18 protein-coding genes are annotated in these 21,663 nt (G+C 42.5%); 7 read left to right on the top strand and 11 right to left on the bottom strand.

Going from position 1 to position 21,663, the window contains the following annotated elements; all coding sequences use genetic code 11:
• Positions 1–77: 77 nt before the first annotated feature.
• The 4 genes from FQ084_RS06470 to FQ084_RS06455 form a co-directional block, all read right to left on the bottom strand.
• Positions 78–1,466 (bottom strand): OmpP1/FadL family transporter, encoded by a 1,389-nt coding sequence (locus FQ084_RS06470; RefSeq protein ID WP_149489822.1) that lies wholly within the window; start codon positions 1,464–1,466, stop codon positions 78–80.
• A 457-nt stretch (positions 1,467–1,923) separates the two neighbouring features.
• Positions 1,924–3,327 (bottom strand): OmpP1/FadL family transporter, encoded by a 1,404-nt coding sequence (locus FQ084_RS06465; RefSeq protein WP_149489821.1) that lies wholly within the window; start codon positions 3,325–3,327, stop codon positions 1,924–1,926.
• A gap of 413 nt (positions 3,328–3,740) precedes the next feature.
• Positions 3,741–5,132, bottom strand: coding sequence for an outer membrane protein transport protein (locus tag FQ084_RS06460; RefSeq protein WP_149489820.1), 1,392 nt, complete (start codon positions 5,130–5,132; stop codon positions 3,741–3,743).
• Positions 5,133–5,364: 232 nt separating this feature from the next.
• Positions 5,365–5,646, bottom strand: a complete 282-nt coding sequence (locus tag FQ084_RS06455) for a SlyX family protein (RefSeq protein ID WP_149489819.1) — start codon at positions 5,644–5,646, stop codon at positions 5,365–5,367.
• Between the two features lie 189 nt (positions 5,647–5,835).
• Here FQ084_RS06455 and FQ084_RS06450 point away from each other — a divergent pair, with 189 nt between their 5' ends.
• From FQ084_RS06450 to FQ084_RS06425, 6 genes are all read left to right on the top strand, one after another.
• Positions 5,836–7,785 carry an ATP-binding cassette domain-containing protein gene (locus FQ084_RS06450; RefSeq protein ID WP_149489818.1) on the top strand — a complete coding sequence of 650 codons (1,950 nt, stop codon included), beginning with the start codon at positions 5,836–5,838 and terminating at the stop codon, positions 7,783–7,785.
• A 431-nt stretch (positions 7,786–8,216) separates the two neighbouring features.
• Positions 8,217–8,801: a ubiquinol-cytochrome c reductase iron-sulfur subunit gene (gene petA, locus FQ084_RS06445; protein ID WP_149489817.1), complete on the top strand. Its 585-nt coding sequence runs from the start codon at positions 8,217–8,219 to the stop codon at positions 8,799–8,801.
• Between the two features lie 7 nt (positions 8,802–8,808).
• The gene (locus FQ084_RS06440) at positions 8,809–10,029 is read left to right on the top strand and encodes a cytochrome b (RefSeq protein WP_410477333.1); all 1,221 of its coding nucleotides are present in this window, start codon (positions 8,809–8,811) and stop codon (positions 10,027–10,029) included.
• On the top strand, positions 10,029–10,745 hold the full coding sequence (locus FQ084_RS06435) for a cytochrome c1 (RefSeq protein ID WP_149489815.1): 717 nt from the start codon (positions 10,029–10,031) through the stop codon (positions 10,743–10,745). The genes FQ084_RS06440 and FQ084_RS06435 overlap by 1 nt, the downstream gene beginning before the upstream one ends.
• A 195-nt stretch (positions 10,746–10,940) precedes the next feature.
• Positions 10,941–11,555: a glutathione S-transferase N-terminal domain-containing protein gene (locus FQ084_RS06430; protein ID WP_149489814.1), complete on the top strand. Its 615-nt coding sequence runs from the start codon at positions 10,941–10,943 to the stop codon at positions 11,553–11,555.
• Positions 11,556–11,681: 126 nt separating this feature from the next.
• Positions 11,682–12,119, top strand: coding sequence for a ClpXP protease specificity-enhancing factor (locus FQ084_RS06425; RefSeq protein WP_149489813.1), 438 nt, complete (start codon positions 11,682–11,684; stop codon positions 12,117–12,119).
• Between the two features lie 135 nt (positions 12,120–12,254).
• On the opposite strand, the gene dcd is transcribed toward FQ084_RS06425, so the two are convergent.
• From dcd to FQ084_RS06390, 7 genes are all read right to left on the bottom strand, one after another.
• Positions 12,255–12,830 (bottom strand): dCTP deaminase, encoded by a 576-nt coding sequence (gene dcd, locus FQ084_RS06420; protein WP_149489812.1) that lies wholly within the window; start codon positions 12,828–12,830, stop codon positions 12,255–12,257.
• Positions 12,831–13,002: 172 nt separating this feature from the next.
• Positions 13,003–14,115, bottom strand: a complete 1,113-nt coding sequence (locus FQ084_RS06415) for a DUF2804 domain-containing protein (RefSeq protein WP_149489811.1) — start codon at positions 14,113–14,115, stop codon at positions 13,003–13,005.
• Positions 14,116–14,268: 153 nt separating this feature from the next.
• Positions 14,269–15,489 carry an iron-sulfur cluster carrier protein ApbC gene (gene apbC, locus FQ084_RS06410; protein ID WP_149489810.1) on the bottom strand — a complete coding sequence of 407 codons (1,221 nt, stop codon included), beginning with the start codon at positions 15,487–15,489 and terminating at the stop codon, positions 14,269–14,271.
• Between the two features lie 243 nt (positions 15,490–15,732).
• Positions 15,733–17,082, bottom strand: coding sequence for a magnesium transporter (mgtE, locus tag FQ084_RS06405; RefSeq protein WP_149489809.1), 1,350 nt, complete (start codon positions 17,080–17,082; stop codon positions 15,733–15,735).
• 156 nt (positions 17,083–17,238) lie between these two features.
• Positions 17,239–18,039 (bottom strand): 3-hydroxybutyrate dehydrogenase, encoded by an 801-nt coding sequence (locus FQ084_RS06400; RefSeq protein ID WP_149489808.1) that lies wholly within the window; start codon positions 18,037–18,039, stop codon positions 17,239–17,241.
• 68 nt (positions 18,040–18,107) lie between these two features.
• Positions 18,108–18,737 carry a CoA transferase subunit B gene (locus FQ084_RS06395; protein WP_149489807.1) on the bottom strand — a complete coding sequence of 210 codons (630 nt, stop codon included), beginning with the start codon at positions 18,735–18,737 and terminating at the stop codon, positions 18,108–18,110.
• Between the two features lie 92 nt (positions 18,738–18,829).
• A complete protein-coding gene (locus tag FQ084_RS06390; protein WP_149489806.1) occupies positions 18,830–19,543 on the bottom strand; it encodes a CoA transferase subunit A in 714 nt (237 codons plus the stop codon).
• Between the two features lie 312 nt (positions 19,544–19,855).
• Here FQ084_RS06390 and FQ084_RS06385 point away from each other — a divergent pair, with 312 nt between their 5' ends.
• A complete protein-coding gene (locus FQ084_RS06385; RefSeq protein ID WP_149489805.1) occupies positions 19,856–21,271 on the top strand; it encodes a GntP family permease in 1,416 nt (471 codons plus the stop codon).
• Positions 21,272–21,663 lie beyond the last annotated feature (392 nt).

The following is a 21,663-nucleotide window of genomic DNA, read 5'->3' as shown; positions in this document are numbered from 1 at the left end:
ACCTAATTATTAAAAAGCTTATCAAGTTCATTAAATAAGCTTCTTAATTCTTATAAATACAATATTTTTACGCTAAATTATTGACTCTGATATGAAAGCTTTACACCAGCGATATAGCCATCATTATCTTCAGCTCTACTAACAATACTACCATTAGGCAATTGTCCTGTAGCATCGCCGAATTTAAGATACTTACCACCGACTGAAACTGCCCACTCAGGTGTTACGTTGTATTTTACACCGCCACCAATACTATAAAATCCTTCAATAGTACCTAATGAGCTTACTGGATCACCTGCTCCAGAATCATAACCAACAACTACTGAACCTGCTAATTTTTCATTGAAGCGTTTCGCTAAACCAACGTCTACCTTCCATTGATCTTTTTCATAGGAAAGTAATGGTAAACCTTCTGGAACAGCCGCTTTAGAGTACGCATTATATAATGGTGGTACAATAGTAAAATCACTCCATGGTACCCAACGTACGTCCAAGGTGCCCAATAGCTGATACTTTGCACTTAAACCTGTCTCAAGATTAAAATTAACTGATTCAGGCGTAGTTACGGTTGCATCTGTCGTTGCATACTCACCAATAGACTGCCCAAGTTCAGACTTTGGATCAATCCCAAGCTTACCTAGCGCTATATTCTTTAGTGGTGAATTTAAGAGAGGAACTCTTTCACCTACTGCTGTTTTATGATCGATTTCAGAACGATAAGTCAATGCTGCTTTTAATGCGATTTCAGGTTTACTATAGGCCAGACCTGCTATCCAACCATAATCTGTATCGCTATTTACATTTGCATCGTAGCCAGTTAGTGGACCATACGCCTGACCACGCAAATGCACTTCAGCTTCCGCTTTTTGCATAACTGGGCCTCCATATACTTGAAAGCCATTAGATTTGAAGCCGATTAAACCTGTTACTGTTTCAGTGTGCACTTTAACATTCGTATTTTTATTATAATTGGGATCCAAAACCGAAGCGTTGATGACCTCATTAGGTACAGATGTACCCGTAGAAGAATCAGCGATTGTTTGTTTTCCCGCTTTAGATACGAAAGTGTTGTCTCCTGAGTATTCTACTTCTGCACCAAAAGGTTCGTCATAAAAAACACCTATACTGATACTATCATTTATGTCAGTTTTGACACCATAGCGCATAAAAGTGTAAGAATCTGGAGTAGCGTTTCCGGTTGATACCCCTTTTTCGTATTCCGCTTCCGTTGAAGTAATACCATTACGAATTTCTGTCGTTGGTGAGGTTCGAATTGCACCTGCATTATCATAAGCAGAAACCTTAGTATCGATATACGCGAAGTCAACTTCAGCATAAGTACCAGGATTAAAAAAGCCTTTAATCTCTTGACCTGAACGATCAAGACCAGCGGCTTGTGTGAGTGATGCAGCTGTCAAAGTGAATAATGCTAAAGCAAGCTTAGAGACAGGAAATTTTTGAGACACTTGATATCCTCCATGAATAAAATAATTGGCAAATGGCTTAATTAACTTAAGTTTATGCTATGCAATCCTTTGCCAAACGACTTATTTGTTTAACTATCGAAGGTAATTAACGTTTGCACGACTTTACTTTCTTTGTTATCAGACATTGCGGCTATGTAAGACAACGTAACCGACTTAGATATCATAATTAAAGTTGAGTCTTATAGCAACTCTCTTTTTATACTTTAATAAAATAGGCTAAAGTTTATAAAATATCTAAGAGGAAATACAAATGACGTACTGGTACTCAAACCTATGGTAATAGTACATCGCGATTAGAAATAGACCTATTAGACATCTACATTATGTGACTATTTAATATTTAATTATAAATATGGAATTCTAAAAACAGAAAAGCAGCCTTTGAGGCTGCTTTTATTTTACGAACATTAGTCTTATTAAGTGTTAATAGGAAAACTTATTTACCTTGATAAGACAGTTTCACACCAACGATAAATCCATCATTGTCTTGGAAATCACCCACAAGTTTTTGAGTTGGCAGTTGGCCTTTGGCATCACCAAACCATAAGTACTTACCACCTGCTGACACTGCCCATTCAGGAGTAACATTATACTTAGCGCCTAAGCCAACACTATAGTAGCCATCAATAGGACCTAATGATGTTGTTGGATCGCCAGCGCCACTATCCCAACCAACCGTACCACTTACCGCTAAGGCTGGCGCAACGCGCTTGGCAAGACCAAGCTCCACTTGCCATTGGTCATCTGCATACTCAACCAAATCTAATCCATTAGGACCGTAATTACCTTTACTCACTTCATTATATAGTGGTGGAGTAATTACGAAATCACTCCAAGGTACCCAGCGTACTTTTGCGGTCGCTAACGTTGTCGGATTAATACCAGTTTGGAAGTCGAAGTTAACTGATTGTGGTGTAGTTAATTCCATAGTATTGGTTTGAACTGGATTAATACCTAAGGCGCCAGCTATCGGATAGGTTTCAGCAATCGTTAAATCGTGATCAATTTCTGAACGATAAGTCAACGCTGCTTTTAAAGCAATTTCAGGCTTACTATAAGACGCACCTGCTAACCAACCATAGTCTTGATCCGGACTAATATGTGAGGTATAGCCAGTCGCTGGACCATAAGCTAGACCGCGCAACTTCACATCAGCTTGGATGCGCTGAACAACAGGACCACCATAAACTTGGAACTCTTTATTAGCACCGAATTTGGCACCTAGAATAGCGGTGATACTATTACTACGTACTTCGACGTTGGTACCTTCCCCTGCATTACCTGCTTCAGCTTGTGCTATTGCTGCCACAGTACCTAGAGATCTTGCCCCTGCCGCTGCTGCTGCTCTTACTTCTTGTGGTAATGCTGTGTTAGCTGCTGCTTGGCTTAATCTAGTAATTTCAGCTCCAATAGTTGCACCAGTAAATGCACCACCAGTTAGCTGAGTGATAGATGCATTCTGATCACCTTTTGATACAAAGTTATTATCACCATTATAGGCAGCAGCAGCGCCGAATGGCTCATCGTATAAAACACCAACACTAAAGGTGTCGTTGATATCTGCTTTTACGCCATAACGAAAGAAATCATAAGACTCAGCGATATCGCCAGTTGCATTACCTTTAACATAAGCATTACTGCTAGGAACGTTGTTAGCGCTATCATAACCGCTAACATCAGCATCGATGTAGGTATAGACGGCTTCGGCATAAGTGCCATCTTGTAAGAATGCAGTGATATCTTGACCTGAACGATCAAGACCTGCCGCGTTAGTCATACTGGCTACAGAAAGAGTAGCTATCGCTACGGCAAGAGTTTTTAAATGAAAAGTAGCGCGCATTGTATATCTCCAAACATCCTCGTTGTTTAATCATTTACACAAGCAATATTTAGCATTGTTACGCAAAACATAAGATTATGTAAACGATGTCCTAAATCGAATAGTAATGACTTTTTGACATTAAAACAACAATTAAAAAGCTTTATTTCTTATTAATGACTGAACAGTATGAAAAATTAAATATAAACAAACAAACTATTGTTTATTTATAGTAAAATCAACATCTTATAATATTTATTACTAGTAAACTTAAGTTTAAAAATAATGATTTTTCATTTCAAATAAAAGACACAAAACGAATGTTTCGCATATTTATTTATCATATTAAAAGCATAAAAAAACGACCCATTTAAGGTCGTTTTTTATTAAAAACATATGACTTATATTAAGGTTAGTAATGTTTAGTTAAATTCTTACTTAGCTTGATAAGAAAGCTTCACACCAAGTGCGAAACCATCGTTGTCTTCGAAATTACTAACAACTTGCTTAGTCGGTATTTGACCATCAGCATCACCGAACCACAGATATTTACCACCAGCAGACACAGCCCAGTTTTCAGTGATGTCATATTTACCGCCTAGACCGACACTATAATAGCCTTCAATTGGGCCAAGTGAAGTGACAGGGTTGCCGGCACCACTATCCCAACCAACGGTACCGCTAACCGCAAACTTTGGTGCTAAACGCTTAGCAAGACCTAACTCTACCTGCCACTGGTCTTCATCATAACTTACTAATGCCAAGCCTTTATCGTCTTGTGTAGCAACTTTACTCACGTCGTTGTATAACGATGGTACGATAGCAAAATCACTCCAAGGCACCCAGCGAACTTTAGCCGTTGCTAAAGTCGTTGGATTGATACCTGTTTGAAAGTCAAAGTTAATTGATTCTGGTGTATTGATTTCGATATCAGCATGTCTGGTAGTTGATAGCGGTACACCGATGGTAGCGCCCGCAGCTGTAGCAATAGGAAAGGTTTCAAAAGCTTTTGCGTTATGTTTGATTTCAGAGCGATATGTCAACGCTGCTTTTAGGGCAATTTCAGGCTTACTATACGCCATACCAGCGATCCAACCATAGTCTTGATCATTGCTGATATGTGTCGTATATCCAGTTGCTGAACTATACGCTGTACCACGCAGTTTCACATCTGCTCTAACACGTTGAGCAACTGGACCACCGTAAGCTTGAAACTCTTTATTAGCACCAAACTTAGCACCCAAAATACCAGTAATGCTTTCAGTACGCACTTCTACTTGGGTAGCTTCACCTGCAGTCGCAGCTAAACCTTTTGCAGCTTCAAGACCGATAAGCTGACCTTTGGCTTGTTGTAATTGCTCAGCAGTCAAATTGCCTGGGTTACCTGGAGTAAGCGCACCTTTTAATTGAGCAATACTTTTATCAACCAAAGCTTCATTCAAATTAGGATTCTTTGTAAAACCTTGAATAAGCGCATCTGCATTACTATTAGTAATAAAGTCGTTTTTGCCGGTGTAGTCAGCTGCTGCACCAAATGGCTCGTCATATAAGATACCAATGCTGAAAGTATCGTTGATATCTGTTTTTACACCATAACGAAAGAAATCATAAGATTCCGCGATATCGTCAATTTTATTACCTGATGAATCCTTGCCACTCACATCGGCATCGATATAAGTATAAACCGTTTCGGCATAGGTACCATCTTGCAAAAATGCCGTGATATCTTGACCTGAACGATCAAGACCAGCTGCATTGGTGATGCTAGCTGCAGAAAGAGCAGCCAGAGCTACCGTAAGAGTCTTTAGATTGAAATTTGCGCCCATTGTGTATCTCCAAACATCCACATTGTTTTACCGCTATACCGAACTTTGTTAGGTAGACAGTATCTAAGGGGAAGGATACTAATGTTTTTTTTACATTAAGACAACTTAAAAACACATTATTTCTCTAATATGACTAGATAGTCACCAGACAGTATATTTATGCAAAAATGCAGATATATTCTTATAGAAACAATACGTCATACTGACTATCGGTAGGTAAGTAATTTTATCGCTAATAATGTGGAGGTCTATCTGCTATCACATCAAATGGCGCCACACCACCCTCTCCATCTTGGCTTTGGACTTGCTTATAGATAAGCTGCAGTTGACGTTGCAAAGTTTGTATATCTTTATCTTGACGCGTAATGATCTCATCAAGCCGTTCTACAGTAATCTCGAGATGAGATAGGTTCATTTGTAATTCAATGACCTGTGCTTGTAAATCCACTTGGGCATCTGATAGGTTAGCTTGACTATTAGAAGGATATTTATCTATCGAATTCAGTTCATTCATATTTTTCTCAATACTAGACAATATGGTCACGGGCTTTATCAAATGTCACCTATGACCATTTAAAATAGCCGTTATAAAATAGTGCTTGTAAATGCATTTACGCATACTACAGTTAGGTGGCAGCATGTTATACTGCTGGGAATTTTGCAACAACCCCTACTTCTCTATTATATAAGCTTAAGATATTCTATGGCATTGATACATTTAAAAGATATTCACTTAGCCTTTGGCGTCGCTCCTGTTCTTGATGGCATTGATTTTGCGATCAATGCTGGTGAGCGCGTTTGTTTAATTGGCCGCAATGGCGAAGGTAAATCCACCTTATTTAAACTGATCAACGGCTCATTACAGCCCGACAGTGGTGAGATTATCACCAATAGCAGCATGCGTGTCGCGATGCTAGAACAAGACGTTCCTGAAACCAGCGGACGTATTTTAGACATCGTGATGGGTGGTAGCCGCCGTACGGCTGACTTACTTATCAACTATAATAAGCAGGTCGATATGTGCGCCAATGGCGATATGGACGCTTGCGAGCATATGGCCACGCTACAGCATGATATTGATGCCGTACATGGCTGGGATTTAGAACGCGATGCAACCCGTCTGATTACCACTATGGGACTGGATCCAGAAGATGACTTATCTTCATTATCCGGTGGGCGTAAGCGTCGCGTACTACTTGCCCGTGCGCTTGTTACGAAGCCTGACGTGTTATTACTTGATGAGCCAACCAACCATTTAGACGTTGAAAGTATCGAATGGTTAGAGCGTTTCTTATTAGACTGGCAAGGATTAACCTTGCTATTCGTGACCCATGATAGAGCATTTGTGAATAAGCTCGCCACGCGTATCGTTGAGTTGGATCGCGGTCAGCTTACTAGCTACGATGTTACCCAAGGCGCCAAAGGTTACGCCCGTTATCAAGAGTTAAAAGAGCAGCAATTATTGGCTGAAGAAAAAAATAACGCCAACTTTGATAAAAAACTGGCCCAAGAAGAAGTTTGGATTCGCCAAGGTATTAAAGCTCGTCGTACCCGTAACGAAGGCCGTGTCCGTGAGCTAAAAGCACTGCGCGAAGAACGTAGTGGTCGCCGTGAGCAAGTCGGTAACGTCAATATCACCATGGGTGAAGGCGAGAAAAGCGGTAAGCTGGTCTGTAAAGTTAAAAACTTGCATCTGGAATATGATGGCAACGTATTGGTCGATAACTTTAGCACCATGATTATGCGCGGTGATAAGATTGGTATCGTTGGTCCTAACGGCGCTGGCAAAACCACGCTGATTAAAGCCCTACTCGATATGTCGGACGATGAAATAACAAAAACAGGTACTGTCGAACTCGGTACCAATTTACAAATCGCCTTTTTTGATCAGCTGCGTGATCAGCTAGATTTAGAAGCTAGCGTCGCTCAAAACGTCTCAGAAGGCTCAGACTTCGTCGAAGTTGGCGGTCGTAAGACGCACATCATGAGCTACTTGCAAGACTTCTTATTTGCGCCAGAACGTGCACGTACTCCCGTTAAAGCATTATCAGGTGGTGAGCGTAACCGTGTCCTACTAGCCAAGCAATTATTAAAGCCTGCCAATATTCTGGTACTCGATGAGCCAACCAACGATTTGGACATGGCAACCCTTGAGCTATTAGAAGAATCGGTTAGCAGCTTTAACGGTACTATCTTGCTGATTAGTCATGACCGCTCATTTATGGACAACGTCGTCACTTCTACTTGGGTATTTGACCAAGATGAAGAAGGCAAAGGTATCGTCAAAGAGTATGTCGGCGGTTATCAAGAATATTTGGTACAAAAAAATCGTGAAGAAGCGGCAAAAGCTAAGAGTGCTAAATCATCTAACGATAATACTGCCAATAGTAAAGCTAGCAATAAAGCTGCCGTAGCCTCAAAGCCTAATACAGCTGCTAAAAAGCTCAATTATAATGAACAGCGCGAACTCGATAATTTACCAAAAGAAATCGCCGCGCTAGAAGCTGAGCAAACGCAACTAGAAGAAAAGCTGGCTGACGGTTCATGGTTTACCCAAGATATTGAAGCCGCTACTGCTGCCAGTGAGCGATTATTAGTGATCGAGGATGAAATGATGAATAAGCTTGAACGCTGGCATACGCTTGAGAGCTAATCTAAGTCTTCATGCACGCCCTTATCACTACTTTATAATATAAAATAGTGATAAGGGTGTCACAGCGACTTACACAGTAGTGATGTGCTGAAAGTTAGTGAACATTGTGTTAATTTCAAGTATCATTCGCTATTGCTGAATATCCTTATTAATTATAAGGTCATTATTCCTATAAGCCTTGTTGAATAAAAGCAGCTGTTAAACATTGATAAGTAAGGTCTTTTAGACTGATTATCCTGTTTAACGTTGTAGTGTGCCCTATCAAGGTTGCTTTATTTTTAACACAATAATTTATTTTATGACCAAAATAGCTTAGAATAGCAACAATTAGCAAAATTAGGCACAGCTAACGTGGCTTGATAATTGTAATTTTTCTAAGCCACAAACCCAGTGTGGGATAATCCCATTTCATTCACCTGGAGGAAGTATTAATGAGCCATGCCGAAGGCGTTAACGTACAACGCCGTAGAGTTCTGATTGCCTCGACTGCCGTAATTGGTGCAGCTGGGGTAGCTGCTGTGGCAACACCTTTTGTCCGCTCTTGGACCCCAAGCGCTAAAGCTGAGGCTGCCGGTGCGGCAGTGACCCAAGATATTGGTTCTATCGAAGCAGGACAAATGATTGTCGTCAAATATCGCGGCAAACCTATCTTTGTGGTCAAGCGCACTGAAGAGATGCTGACCACACTTGATTCAGTAAAATCGTTACTGTCTGACCCTGATTCTGATGCATCTTTGCAACCTGAATACTGTAAAAACCCTGAGCGCTCTATCTCACCAGAAATATTGGTCGTGGAAGGCGTCTGTACGCATTTAGGCTGTGCGCCAAACTACCGTCCTGATGTTGGCGCAGCCGATTTAGGTGGTAATGACTGGTACGGTGGATTTTTCTGCCCCTGTCATGGCTCTAAATACGATTTAGCGGGTCGCGTTTATAGTGGTGTCCCTGCACCGCTTAACTTACCCATCCCAGATTATAGTATGGATGGTACCATCTTGACGATTGGGGAGGCTTAATATGAGCATGGGTAAAAAGTTAATGCATTGGGTGGATGCGCGCTTTCCAGCGACTGAAACCTATGAATATCATATGTCAAAGTACTATGCACCAAAGAACTTTAACTTTTGGTACTTCTTTGGCGTATTATCGATGGTCGTACTGGTCAATCAGTTAGTAACTGGTATTTGGCTAACCATGATGTACAACCCAAGTGCCGAAGGAGCATTTGCGTCTGTTGAATACATCATGCGTGATGTCAAAGGCGGTTGGCTCATCCGTTATATGCACTCTACCGGCGCTTCAGCGTTTTTCGTCGTTGTCTATTTGCATATGTTTAGAGCCTTGTTATATGGTTCATACCAAAAACCACGTGAGCTTATTTGGCTCATCGGTATGGGTATTTACCTAGCATTGATGGCAGAAGGTTTCTTCGGTTACCTACTTCCTTGGGGCAACATGTCATTCTGGGGCGCTCAGGTTATCTTAAACCTACCTGCTGCTCTACCTGTGATTGGCGATGGCCTTGCCGAATGGGTACGTGGTGACTATATCATCTCAGGTATTACCCTAAACCGCTTCTTTGCCTTGCATGTCGTCGCTATTCCATTAGTACTAGTTGGCTTAGTATTTATGCATTTAGTGGCACTACATCATGTGGGTTCGAACAACCCTGATGGTATTGATATCAAGAAGCTAAAAGATAAGAATGGCGTACCATTAGACGGTATTGAATTCCATCCGTACTACACTGTGCATGATATGGTTGGTATTGTTGTCTTTTTTATCTTGTTCTTTGCCGTGGTATTCTTCTTCCCAGAAGGCGGCGGCTTCTTCCTTGAGCCACCAAACTTTGAGACAGCGAACTCACTGAAAACACCTGCACATATTGCACCAGTATGGTATTACACGCCTTTCTACGCCATCCTACGTGCGGTTCCTAATAAGCTGGGTGGTGTTATTGCGATGGGCGGTGCGATTGCATTCCTGTTCTTAATTCCATGGCTAGACAGATCACCGGTACGTTCTATACGTTACAAAGGAATTTTGTCAAAAATTGCCTTAACCGTATTTGCTATTAGCTTTGTGGTACTGGGTTACTTAGGTGCGACGCCTGCAACGCCAACAGCAACAATCTTGGCGCGTGTATTTACCATTCTATATTTCTTGTTCTTCTTATTGATGCCGTTTTACACTGCCATTGAGAAGTGTAAACAGCCACCAGAACGCGTTACCGGAGGTCACTAATGAGCACGCTAATTAAATCCCTAGCTGGTCTAGGCTTAGGCGCGGCATTGACCTTGACTGCTGGTAGCGCACTGGCAGCAGGCGGCGGTGGATGTGGTACGTTCACCAATGCTGACGGTGTGGTCGAACACTTAGCTTGTAGCACAGCCCCTATTGATTTTACCAATAAAGGCTCGTTACAAAACGGCGCGAAGATTTTCATGAACTACTGTGCCGGTTGTCACTCCGCGCAGTACGTTCGCCATTCGCGCATTGCTAAAGATTTAGAGATACCACCTGAGTTGGTTGAAAAGTATTTGATGGTCACCACTGATCAAATCGGTGACCATATCAATGCTGAGATTGACCCTGAAGTACAAGCCTCATGGTTTGGCGCAGCACCTCCAGACTTGTCTCTTGAGACACGTCTGCGTGGTGATGACTGGGTATATACATACTTGTTGTCATTCTATGAAGATCCAAGCCGTCCTTGGGGCGCTAACAACTTAGTGCTAGCAAACGCTGCGATGCCTCACGTCTTGCATAATATGCAAGAAAAGCTGAGTGCCGATGAGTTTGAATCTGAGGTTGGCGACTTGGTTAACTTTATGGCATGGATGGCTGAGCCTGTTCGTCATGACCGTAAAGTGATTGGCTTCTTTGTGATTTTATTCTTGTTAGTATTACTAATTCCGGTTTACTTATTGAACAAAGAGTTCTGGAAAGACGTAAAATAATTAAGTATTAAAAAATAAAATCTAATCATAAAAAAAGCACTACTTCGGTAGTGCTTTTTTTATGTTTTGAGAGCTCATTGAACACTAAAATACCCGCTAAAAATGTGGCTCACTCATAATGTTTACGTACGCTACCTTGATAAAAAGAGCGACTTTGTTTACGATAACAGGCTTTACTATTAACATTAGGCTTTCATGATTGATGCAAATGACATTCCAAGTAGTCAGCTGATTTTATATGCTGATGACGGCTACAACAGTCATGTGGTGCGTCTATTACTTGAAGAAAAAAAGCTTGCCTATTATTTGTCCCGTTTGCACTCCGAACGTCCTGAAGATTTGACTGAGCTTAACCCCTATCACACTCTACCTGTCTTGCAGCAGCGTGAGATTGCGCTGTATGAAATTAACGTGATCTTTGAGTATCTTGAAGAACGTTATCATGCCAATAAACTCTTACCCGAGACGCCGCAAGAGCGGGCACAGTTCAGACAATTGGCATGGCGCATTCAGCACGATTGGCTGGTACTTGGAAAGCGCCTATTGATGCATCCAGACAGTTTTAACAAAGCCCAAGCTGACTTGGCTAAAAAACAGTTAAGCGATTCATTGATTACTTTATCGCCACTATTTGCCCATAAGCCTTATTTTATGGCAGATGAATTTGGTTGGTGTGATGTACTTTTAGCGCCTTTATTGTGGCGATTGGAAGAAATGGGCATCGAGCTACCGCGCGCGATTAGTCGCCCCCTATTTGACTATCAAAAACGTGTCTTTGAGCGTGATAGCTTTCAAAAAAGCGTGCGTTAATTAGACAATAGTCAAACGCTGCCTTAAAATATCAAACAATAAAGCTTAAATGAATTTTTATAAAAAACGTTCTACTATTAATACCTTTTCATTATTATTTCATATCTTCAATATAGGAAGCCAAAGATGAGCGAAGAAACCACCTCTATTACCCCCACCCGTCCTTACATGGTGCGCGCGCTATATGAATGGATAGAAGATAATGCACTCACGCCTTATCTGATGGTGGACGCCACCGCTGATAACGTACAGATCCCAAGAGAACATGTACAAGATGGGCGTATTGTGCTCAATATCGCCAGTCGTGCGACTGGTAATATGAGTATGGGAAATGAGTATATTAACTTTAGCGCGCGCTTTGGTGGGGTATCACAGGAGATTTGGGTACCACTAACGGCAGTGATGGGTATTTATGCCAAAGAAAACTCGCAAGGGATGTTTTTTGACCCTAATGAATATGAAAATTATGAACCTGAAGAAGAGCCCACGTCTGTATCCAAGATAACTACTGCGACGCCTAAGCCCAAACGTGATAATAAAGCCGGTTTAAAAGTTTTAAAGTAATTAACTTAAAAAAATAGTCGACTTTGAAATAGCCGAATTATAAAACAATAAAAAAGCCAGCATATTCAATATGCTGGCTTTTTTTATGGTCAGTGTAAAAGCGCAACAACCTTAAAACACTTAAGTTCTTGGTGCTTAAGTTCTTGGTAGTGTTACACCGCGTTGGCCTTGGTACTTACCACCACGGTCTTTATAGCTGGTCTCGCAGACGTCGTCAGCATCGCTTTGGAAGAATAACATTTGTGCCACGCCTTCGCCCGCATAAATACGCGCGGGCAAATTAGTGGTATTACTAAACTCTAAGGTAACGTGTCCTTCCCACTCAGGTTCAAGCGGCGTAACGTTAACGATGATACCGCAGCGTGCGTAGGTTGATTTACCAAGGCAAATAGTCAATACATCACGTGGAATGCGGAAGTACTCCATCGTACGCGCCAATGCAAACGAGTTTGGCGGAATAATACACTCGTCACCAACGATATCGATAAAGCTTTTTTCATCGAAATTTTTAGGATCAACGACTACCGAATGCACGTTGGTAAAGACTTTAAATTCAGGGGCACAGCGTACATCATAACCATAGCTTGAAGTGCCGTAACTGACCAAACGCTCACCTGCATCATTAAAACGCACTTGACCTGGCTCGTATGGTTCAATCATGCCATGTTCTTCGGCCATTTTACGAATCCAGCGGTCAGATTTGATAGACATTGTTCTTCCTTAGCAAATATTTAATAGCGGTTATGATAACAGTATTTTGATAGCGACGATTATACGGAATTGGCGGCCGAATTTATAGAGCAGTGGCGACTTAAAAATAAAGCATGCTATTCAATATCTAGTAAATGTCTTACTGCTGCTACTCAAAACTATGCTCACTACACTACCATTTAGCAAAATGGTCTTCTGCCAAGCCCATTACCTTATCAATCTTAATCACCTCATCTCCCAAACGTATCTCCCCGCTATACAATCCGATCCACTGCTCAAAGATACTGGCAAGCACACCAAAGTTATCGGTCTTTTTATAGACAATAATAGGCGTAAAGATTAAATCAATATCAACCTTGCTCCAGCCTAGGTTTTGATGATAAATATGCCAAGTATTTTGCGCTGATGTATCCGAATCCTGACGTATAAACATTACGGGCGGTAGATAAACTATCTGCCCATCAAGCCAGCATGCATCTTCACTGGCGCCAGTTTCATTGACGCCCATCGATAAGTTCAATGCAAAATGACGCCCATCGGGTAAATAGCTGTTGATACACGTCCAAAACCAATTGGTCTCGTGTCGCATATAGCCTAGCGTCCAATCGAGGTTGGCAATAGCGGTCTCGGTAAAATCTATTTGTTCGGGTTGAGCATCAGAAACATCCGCGTTAAACTTTGAATGGGCTTTGATAAGTAAATGCCCAGATATCGCTGTTAATGGCTCTTTTTGGGTGAACGTCCAGCCACGCCTACCACTCGGTGTGCATATAGCAAGTGGCTCTGATTGCCTTGCTAAGGTTGCATTGAGTACCAGGTATTGACTGTCTAGCGCAACGTTAATCTGCAAGGGCGTAAAGTCTAAAGTGACTGTCAGCTTGGTATGCGTAAATACCATCTGCCCTTGATAGCAGCCACCTGTTACATGCGTCTGCCGAGTCAAAGGCTGTAACGCTTCACAAACCTCTAACTCATCAGTGTCATCGTTATAAAGATAGACAAAAGCACTAGTCGCAAGCTTAATCGTCGCCAGTGCTAAACAAACTCGATAAGGCGGCTGAATAATTTGGATAAAGCAGAACTGGTTAGCTTTGAGCTCTTTACGCCAACTGGGTAACGACCTTTGTGAGATAAGATGACTATGATAGTCCAGATAATTGATATTTTTTACCTGCGCAAAAACACCAAAAACAGGCTGAGAGTTTTGAATAATTTGGTCAAGCAACGCTGGTTTTAAGAGGTTAGATGGGTATTGTTTATTTTGTTCGCTGTCATATCTATTCATCTTTGCGGCATCCTAGCCAAGTTTATACCAAGAGTTAAGGTGTTTATTATGTAATGGCTATCGTTTGCTACTACTTTCTTATAATAGCAAACAATAGCTCACTAAACATTAAAACGCTGTGGCTCCTAGTATCTTAGCAATAAAGCTTAGCCACTAAAAAATACGCTTATTATCGATAGGTTTCGCAAATTTATTAATATTGGCTTCGATGTTTTTAGCAATGCTTAGATAATAGGGTGCAAACTCATCATCTACTAATACGCTTGGTTCACCTTTATCTACTTGTGCACGAATGCCACTGGCAAGTGGCAACTGACCTAATAACGGCACATGGTATTGCTCAGCGATAAATTCGCCGCCGCCCGTACCAAAAATGGCCTCGGTATGATGACAGTTGCTACAGGTATGTAGTGCCATATTTTCGACCACACCAAGTACTGGGATATTGGTTTTGTTAAACATCTCAACGCCTTTTTGCGCATCAAGTAACGCAATATGCTGCGGCGTCGTAACAATTACAGCGCCCGTCACTGGAATACGCTGTGCGAGCGTCAGCTGAATATCACCGGTACCTGGTGGCATGTCAATGACTAAGTAATCTAGTTGTGGCCAGTTGGTTTGGTTATACAGCTGCATCAACGCACCAGTGGCTTTTGGTCCGCGCCAAGCAACAGGGGTATTATCACCATCAAGCAAGCTGCCAATCGATAGCATCGCCATACCATGCGCATCGACAGGAACAAACTGCTCGTTTTCCAATTGCGGCTTTACATCAGCGACGCCTAGCATGGTTGGCATACTAGGACCATAGATATCGGCATCAAGTACGCCAACACGGTTGCCCAATTTTTGTAATGCCAAGGCTATATTGACTGTCGTCGTTGATTTACCCACACCGCCCTTGCCTGACGCTACCACGATAATATGACGAATACGTGGATGCGCTGCAAGTGACGCTTGGGTAGGAGCTGCCTTGGTAATCGGTGGTTCGCTGTTGGTATTTGCGTGGTCGCTAGATTTGGATTGACTTGCCATGGCATCTGTGGTTTTTGGCATTTGCTTCGGTAAGGTTGATCCTGCGCCTTTGGCTGGTGCCGGTAAACGGACATTCATATGAATGGTTTTAATACCATGCGGATGCAGCAATTGTCCAAGCTCTTGTTGAATGGTTTCAGGGTTACTGTCTTGTGGCAGGCGCAAGTCTAAAGTAAGCTCTTCACCATTGCGCTCAAGCCCCGTTACCATGGTGGCAATGCTAATCGTACCTACTTCATAGCCGAGCAGCACCTTATCCACGGCACTATCGCGTTCTGCCTGCTGCTGCGGGGTTTCAGTTTTTGTGGTCGGTTTATTTTTCTTCATAAAGTTAAACATAGCTACCGTTACTGCCTATACAAGTGGGTGGGCATGGTAAAAAACTCAGTTCATACTGTTGCAAATAGGCTAAATCACATTGGCCATGAGCTCTTTAACAAAACCTTTTATCGTGACAGTGTAGCTCAATTGCAAGTATAAAAAAACCACAACGCCAATAGGATGAAGCGTTGTACCACTCATCTATCCTACCGCCTATTATTTCCAATGATTGGTGTTAGTGCTGTCTTTATATTCACCTTATTAAATGGCTAAGAATCGTGAGGCAATGAATAAATAAATCAGTACGCCTGCCGCATCACATACCGAGGTAATCAAGGGTGCACTAGCCGTGGCAGGGTCAAAACCTAGTTTATTGAGCACAAAGGGCAAACTCATGCCAATCACACAACCAATCATGACCACCGACATCATACTCAGGGCCAACACTAGTGATACAACCGCATCACCGCGCACATAGCCGATAAGCGCGATAGCAACGGCCATCGTAGCACCAAGCATAAGCGCAACTAAAGCTTCGCGACCGAGCAGTGAAAACCAGTCGCGCATGACCACATCGCCTGTCGCTAGCGCCCTCACCATCAAGGTTGCAGACTGAGAGCCGGCGTTACCACCACTATCAACCAGCAAAGGTAAGAAAAACACCAATACCAAATTGGCCGCAATGACATCTTCAAAATTTGAGATACTAAGCCCTGAGAGTAAATTCCCAAATACTAAAAATACCAACCAAAACACCCGCTTACGGTATAACATGCGAATGCTGACGTCTTTTAACTTACCTACCATGGTCGAGACACCGCCCGACTTATGGAAATCGTCGGTGGCTTCATCACTGGCGACATCCATGGCATCATCATGGGTGACGATACCGACTAAAGCACCACTGGCATCAGTAATCGGCAAGGCAATTAAGTCATAGCGAGCAACGGTTTTGGCGACATCTTCTTGATCGTCGTTTACATCACAAGATATGACCGAGCGCACCATAATGTCATTAATCAGCTGCTCTGGCGACGCTAAAATAAGCACTCTTAATGATACGACACCTAACAGCTTACGGACATCATCGATGACATAAGCATGGTAAATAGTCTCGGCATCGGGTGCTTCTAGTCTAAGAGCATCTAGGGCTTCAGCAACAGTCATCTCGGCAGCTAATGTGGCATAATCAGACGTCATCAACGCGCCAGCAGTACGTTCTTCATAGGCAGACAATCTGCGAATATCTTCACGTTTTGCCTGTGCAAGTGCGGGTAGCAATGCATCTCGCTGTTCCTGATTCAGGCGCTTATATAAGTCGGTACGCTCATCAGACGGCATCTCCCCGACTATCTTCGCTAAAACAGCTCGTGGAAATACGTAAGCGAGTGCAACCTGGATATCCGCGTCTAAATAGGCAAATATCGTCGAGCGATTGGGCAGATGCTCTAGGAGCTGCCAAGCAAGTTTGGGTTCAATCATCGCCAGCACATCAGCAACATCAATAGGTCGTAGCGCTTTCACCTCATCAATCGCTTGCTCAAACTGCTGCTGCTCGATAGCACGGCTTAATTTTGCAGCGAAGGTCAACGCTAAGTCTTCATTATTCATTATTTTTACTCCGTGCAGCGCAACATTATGCAACAGGCGCTCATAAAAAAGAGCCAATATAATTGGCTCAAGTTAACATAGAATCAAATCCTAATGGATTGGTCTTTTATTAGCAAGCTAATGATTCTTAAACCAATCAAACAACCAGCAGACCAGTTAATTCATAAACCAACCATGACTGGCAACGATAGATTGACCGGTGAATACATTACTTGGGAACGCTGCTAAGAATAATGCCAATTGGGCAATATCATCAACGGTCGTAAATTCTTTGTCAACGGTATTAACCAACATGATGTCATTCACTACCGATTCTTCACTGATACCTTTTTCAGCTGCTTGTTGCGGGATTTGTTTTTCGACCAATGGAGTTTTGACAAATCCTGGGCAAATCACATGCGCGCGTACATTATGCTCAGCACCTTCTTTTGCCAGCACACGGCACAGTCCAAGGAGTCCATGCTTGGCAGTCACATAAGGCGCTTTGTAAAGTGACGCTTCATGCGAATGTACCGAGCCCATATAGATAACGGTACCGCCTTTATCGCCTTTATACATATGCTGCACAGCAGCTTTGGTGGTCAAAAACGCCCCATCTAAATGGATAGCGAGCATTTTCTTCCAGTCATCGAATGCCATCTTATGAATCGGGTCAATGATTTGAATACCGGCATTGGAGACAAGAATATCTATACCGCCAAAGGTATCCACTAACTGCTGCACGCCATCATTTACGGCATCCTCTGAGGTCACATCCATGACAATTGCAAGTGCGCGTCCGCCAGCGGCTTCGATACCAGCCACCGTTTGCTGTGCAGCTGCAAGATTAATATCAGCAATACCAACTGCAGCGCCTGCCTTGGCATAAGTCTCAGCGATGTCACGTCCAATGCCACTGGCAGCGCCAGTGACTAACGCCACTTTGCCGGTCAAATCTTGTTGTAATGTAGTCGCCATATTTTATAATCCATTATAAATAGGTTTTTTGGATGCCTGTCTCAAACAGTCTTATCTATTAAACAGGTTTACTGAGCAATGCTTACTGGTGTTTTTTCTTGTAGCTCATCAAAGCTAACGCCATCTGCCAGCTCAACCAGTTTCAATCCATTGTCTGTGACATCTAAGACGGCAAGTTCGGTGATTATACGATCAACCACCCCTTTACCCGTTAATGGCAGCTCGCAGTTGGCAAGGATTTTTGGCTCGCCGTGTTTATTAACTTGTTCCATGAGCACAATCACCCGTTGCACGCCTGCAACCAAGTCCATCGCGCCGCCCATGCCTTTAACCATTTTTTTGGGAATCATCCAGTTGGCCAAATCCCCTTTTTCTGACACTTCCATCGCGCCTAGTATCGCTAAATTCACATGACCGCCACGAATCATCGCAAATGACTCTGAGCTACTAAAGTAACTGGCGCCCGGCTCTGCGGTTACGGTTTGCTTGCCAGCATTAATCAAATCAGCGTCGACATTTTCAGCGGTTGGAAACTCGCCAATACCTAATAAACCATTTTCCGATTGCAACCAAACATCCACATCTTCAGGAATATAGTTGGCGACTAGAGTTGGTAGACCAATACCTAAGTTGACATAATAACCGTCTTGTAGCTCTTGTGCGGCACGCTGTGCCATCTGTTCTCTTGTCCATGCCATGGTGATTTCCTTATTGTTACGATACTTTATTTTTAAAATACTTTATTATCATTGATCTAAGTATTTAATAATTATGTTGATAAGCTCTTTATCTAAGCGCCTTCAACGGCTTTAGTGGTCGTCTTCTCAATACGCTTTTCAGGATTGCTGTTTAAGACGATACGCTGCACAAAGATACCCGGCAGATGCACTTCATCCGGATCGAAGGTGCCAGTTTCTACGATTTCTTCAACTTCGACAATGGTAATCTTGCCTGCCATGGCGCAATCTGGGTTGAAGTTACGCGCAGTCTTATTAAATATTAAGTTACCCGCTTTATCTGCTTTTTGCGCTTTGATTAGTGCCACATCAGCACGTAATGAATGCTCAAGTACATAGGTGCGTCCATCAAAATCACGCGTCTCTTTACCCTCAGCCACTTGCGTGCCGACGCCCGTCGCCGTATAAAATGCTGGAATACCTGCGCCACCTGATCGTAGCTTTTCCGCTAACGTCCCTTGCGGCGTCAGCTCAACTTCTAACTCACCTGCTAAATATTGACGTTCAAACTCTTTGTTTTCACCGACATAAGATGAAATCATTTTTTTGATTTGGCGAGTTTGTAGGAGCAACCCTAAACCAAACTCATCAACGCCTGCGTTGTTACTGATGCAAGTCAAATCCTTGACCCCACTATCACGTAACGCTTCAATGAGCGCTTCAGGGATACCGCACAGACCAAAACCGCCGATAGCGAGTGTTTGTCCATCACTAACGATACCTTTTAACGCCTCTTCGGCACTGCTATATACTTTTGAGCGACTCATGCTTATCTCCTTGCAAGTCTGGTTTTTGTTATTCATATTCGTCATCAATTGAAATTATAATAATACATTTTCTATCGATATATTAGGTATAGCGCTTATACTAACTTAACATATTATTCTGGCAGCGAGAAGAGAATAACCGTAAGAACTTACCAGCCAGCGCAGTATCTCAGTACATATTAAATCGCTACGGCATTAGTCTAGATTTATGTTTAATAAAACCTCATACATCCTATATTTTGATTAATTTTATTGACCCATGTCAATATGCCCTGCATACTCGGGGCTTGAACTTTGCCAAGGAGGGCGATCATGATGAGCACATTTGCTATTGTCATCACTTTGTTACTATTGATGTTTTTTGCTTATCGCGGCTATTCGGTGCTGATTTTAGCACCGATTATGGCGATATTAGCCGTATTACTTTCAGGTGATTTTTTAAGTAGTATTCCCGCCTACACCGATGTATTTATGGGGGCGTTAAGCGGATTCTTACTGAAGTTCTTCCCTATTTTCTTACTGGGCGCGCTATTTGGTCGTCTGATGGCGGACTCTGGCGCAGCGACAGCGATTGCCAATACCGTGGTCGAAAAACTCGGTGCCAGTAAAGCCGTTTTAGCGGTTATCTTGGTTTGTGCCATCTTAACTTATGGTGGCGTTTCGTTATTTGTGGTGGCATTTGCTATCTATCCAATTGCCAAAGATTTGTTTAAAGCCGCGGATATTCCTAAGCGCTTGATTCCAGCAGCGATTGCGTTAGGTTCATTCACCTTTACCATGACAGCGTTACCAGGCACGCCAGCCATTCAGAATGCCATTCCGATTCCCTACTATAATACCAATGTGTTTGCCGCGCCTATTTTAGGTGTTATCGGCGGTACGATCATGTTTATCTGTGGCTGGTTATGGTTGCAGTCACGGGCGAGAAAAGCCAATGCAGCAGGAGAAGGCTATGGTCAGCATGACGAAGAAGATGTAGGCGGCGTTGGTGCCGTTAAGAAAGAATCTGAGACACTGAGTACGCATCACACGTCATTTACCGTGGCCATGATTCCGCTGGTATTGGTCATCGCCCTAAACGCTTTATTAACTTATGCGATTTTCCCCTCGCTAGATTTTAGCGGCTTACAAACTCAATTCCCTGATTTAAATATCGCAGGCTCACTTGGTCTATGGTCAATTATCATCTCATTGGTCGTTGCTTGTACCGTGCTCATTGTGCTGCGTATTGGTCATTGGAAAAATCTACAAAAAACCATTAACCGTGGCACTTATGATTCGATGTTACCGATTTTTAATACCGCATCAGAAGTTGGTTATGGCGCGGTTATTGCCTCGCTGGCAGGCTTTCTTATCATTCGTGACAGTATCTTAAACCTAACACCAGGCAATCCACTCATCTCAGAAGCCGTCGCGATGACCACGCTGGCAGGTATCACTGGCTCATCGTCTGGTGGTTTGAGTATTGCGCTATCGACGTTGGGTGAAGACTATTTAAGAATGGCCGTCGCCGCTGGTATTGATCCAGAACTGATGCATCGTGTTGCCGTGATGGCAGCAGGTGGTTTAGATACCTTGCCACACAGTGGCGCGGTCATTACCTTACTGGCGATTTGTGGTTTGACCCATAAGCAGTCGTATCTAAACGTCGCCATGGTCACAATAATCATTCCACTCATCGCTGTGGTCGCTGTTATTATTTTAGGCACGATGTTTGGTTCTTTTTAAGAAATATCTAGGTGTTCAGGAAAGACTCTAGCTATCAAATAAACATACCTTTTATCAAACCCACTTAGCCAATCGCTTGGTGGGTTTTTTATGGTCACATTATTATCAACCTATCTAAATAAAATCAATTGTTTATACCCAATGAGTGAATAACAATCTATATGTGATATAGAGTTAATTACCATATGAGTTATCGTATTAATTACTGAGGAATGTCACAAATTTAGCCGAATTACGGTATCATAGGCACGCTTTTTTAATTTTTCGCTTTCTTATAAGTTTTTAGACGTTTTTAGCATTGATAATCTAATGTTGATAATATCGCGCCTGCTCATCATAAAGCGCTTGAGACGTTTGATAACCAACCCGTTTATATAAAAATATAGGTGATT

The sequence above is a fragment of the Psychrobacter sp. ANT_WB68 genome (assembly GCF_008369115.1).
Taxonomy (GTDB): domain Bacteria; phylum Pseudomonadota; class Gammaproteobacteria; order Pseudomonadales; family Moraxellaceae; genus Psychrobacter.
The sequence above is the reverse complement of the archived record's forward strand: the minus strand, read 5'-3'. Positions and strand labels throughout refer to the sequence as shown.

What these genes read in the sequence shown, in the direction of transcription:
- FQ084_RS06465 (WP_149489821.1), bottom strand. Translation starts at nt 3,327, where the DNA reads ATGCGCGCTACTTTTCATTTAAAAACTCTTGCCGTAGCGATAGCTACT.
- FQ084_RS06460 (WP_149489820.1), bottom strand. Translation starts at nt 5,132, where the DNA reads ATGGGCGCAAATTTCAATCTAAAGACTCTTACGGTAGCTCTGGCTGCT.
- FQ084_RS06455 (WP_149489819.1), bottom strand. Translation starts at nt 5,646, where the DNA reads ATGAATGAACTGAATTCGATAGATAAATATCCTTCTAATAGTCAAGCT.
- FQ084_RS06450 (WP_149489818.1), top strand. Translation starts at nt 5,836, where the DNA reads ATGGCATTGATACATTTAAAAGATATTCACTTAGCCTTTGGCGTCGCT.
- petA (WP_149489817.1), top strand. Translation starts at nt 8,217, where the DNA reads ATGAGCCATGCCGAAGGCGTTAACGTACAACGCCGTAGAGTTCTGATT.
- FQ084_RS06440 (WP_410477333.1), top strand. Translation starts at nt 8,809, where the DNA reads ATGGGTAAAAAGTTAATGCATTGGGTGGATGCGCGCTTTCCAGCGACT.
- FQ084_RS06435 (WP_149489815.1), top strand. Translation starts at nt 10,029, where the DNA reads ATGAGCACGCTAATTAAATCCCTAGCTGGTCTAGGCTTAGGCGCGGCA.
- FQ084_RS06430 (WP_149489814.1), top strand. Translation starts at nt 10,941, where the DNA reads ATGATTGATGCAAATGACATTCCAAGTAGTCAGCTGATTTTATATGCT.
- FQ084_RS06425 (WP_149489813.1), top strand. Translation starts at nt 11,682, where the DNA reads ATGAGCGAAGAAACCACCTCTATTACCCCCACCCGTCCTTACATGGTG.
- dcd (WP_149489812.1), bottom strand. Translation starts at nt 12,830, where the DNA reads ATGTCTATCAAATCTGACCGCTGGATTCGTAAAATGGCCGAAGAACAT.
- FQ084_RS06415 (WP_149489811.1), bottom strand. Translation starts at nt 14,115, where the DNA reads ATGAATAGATATGACAGCGAACAAAATAAACAATACCCATCTAACCTC.
- apbC (WP_149489810.1), bottom strand. Translation starts at nt 15,489, where the DNA reads ATGTTTAACTTTATGAAGAAAAATAAACCGACCACAAAAACTGAAACC.
- mgtE (WP_149489809.1), bottom strand. Translation starts at nt 17,082, where the DNA reads ATGAATAATGAAGACTTAGCGTTGACCTTCGCTGCAAAATTAAGCCGT.
- FQ084_RS06400 (WP_149489808.1), bottom strand. Translation starts at nt 18,039, where the DNA reads ATGGCGACTACATTACAACAAGATTTGACCGGCAAAGTGGCGTTAGTC.
- FQ084_RS06395 (WP_149489807.1), bottom strand. Translation starts at nt 18,737, where the DNA reads ATGGCATGGACAAGAGAACAGATGGCACAGCGTGCCGCACAAGAGCTA.
- FQ084_RS06390 (WP_149489806.1), bottom strand. Translation starts at nt 19,543, where the DNA reads ATGAGTCGCTCAAAAGTATATAGCAGTGCCGAAGAGGCGTTAAAAGGT.
- FQ084_RS06385 (WP_149489805.1), top strand. Translation starts at nt 19,856, where the DNA reads ATGATGAGCACATTTGCTATTGTCATCACTTTGTTACTATTGATGTTT.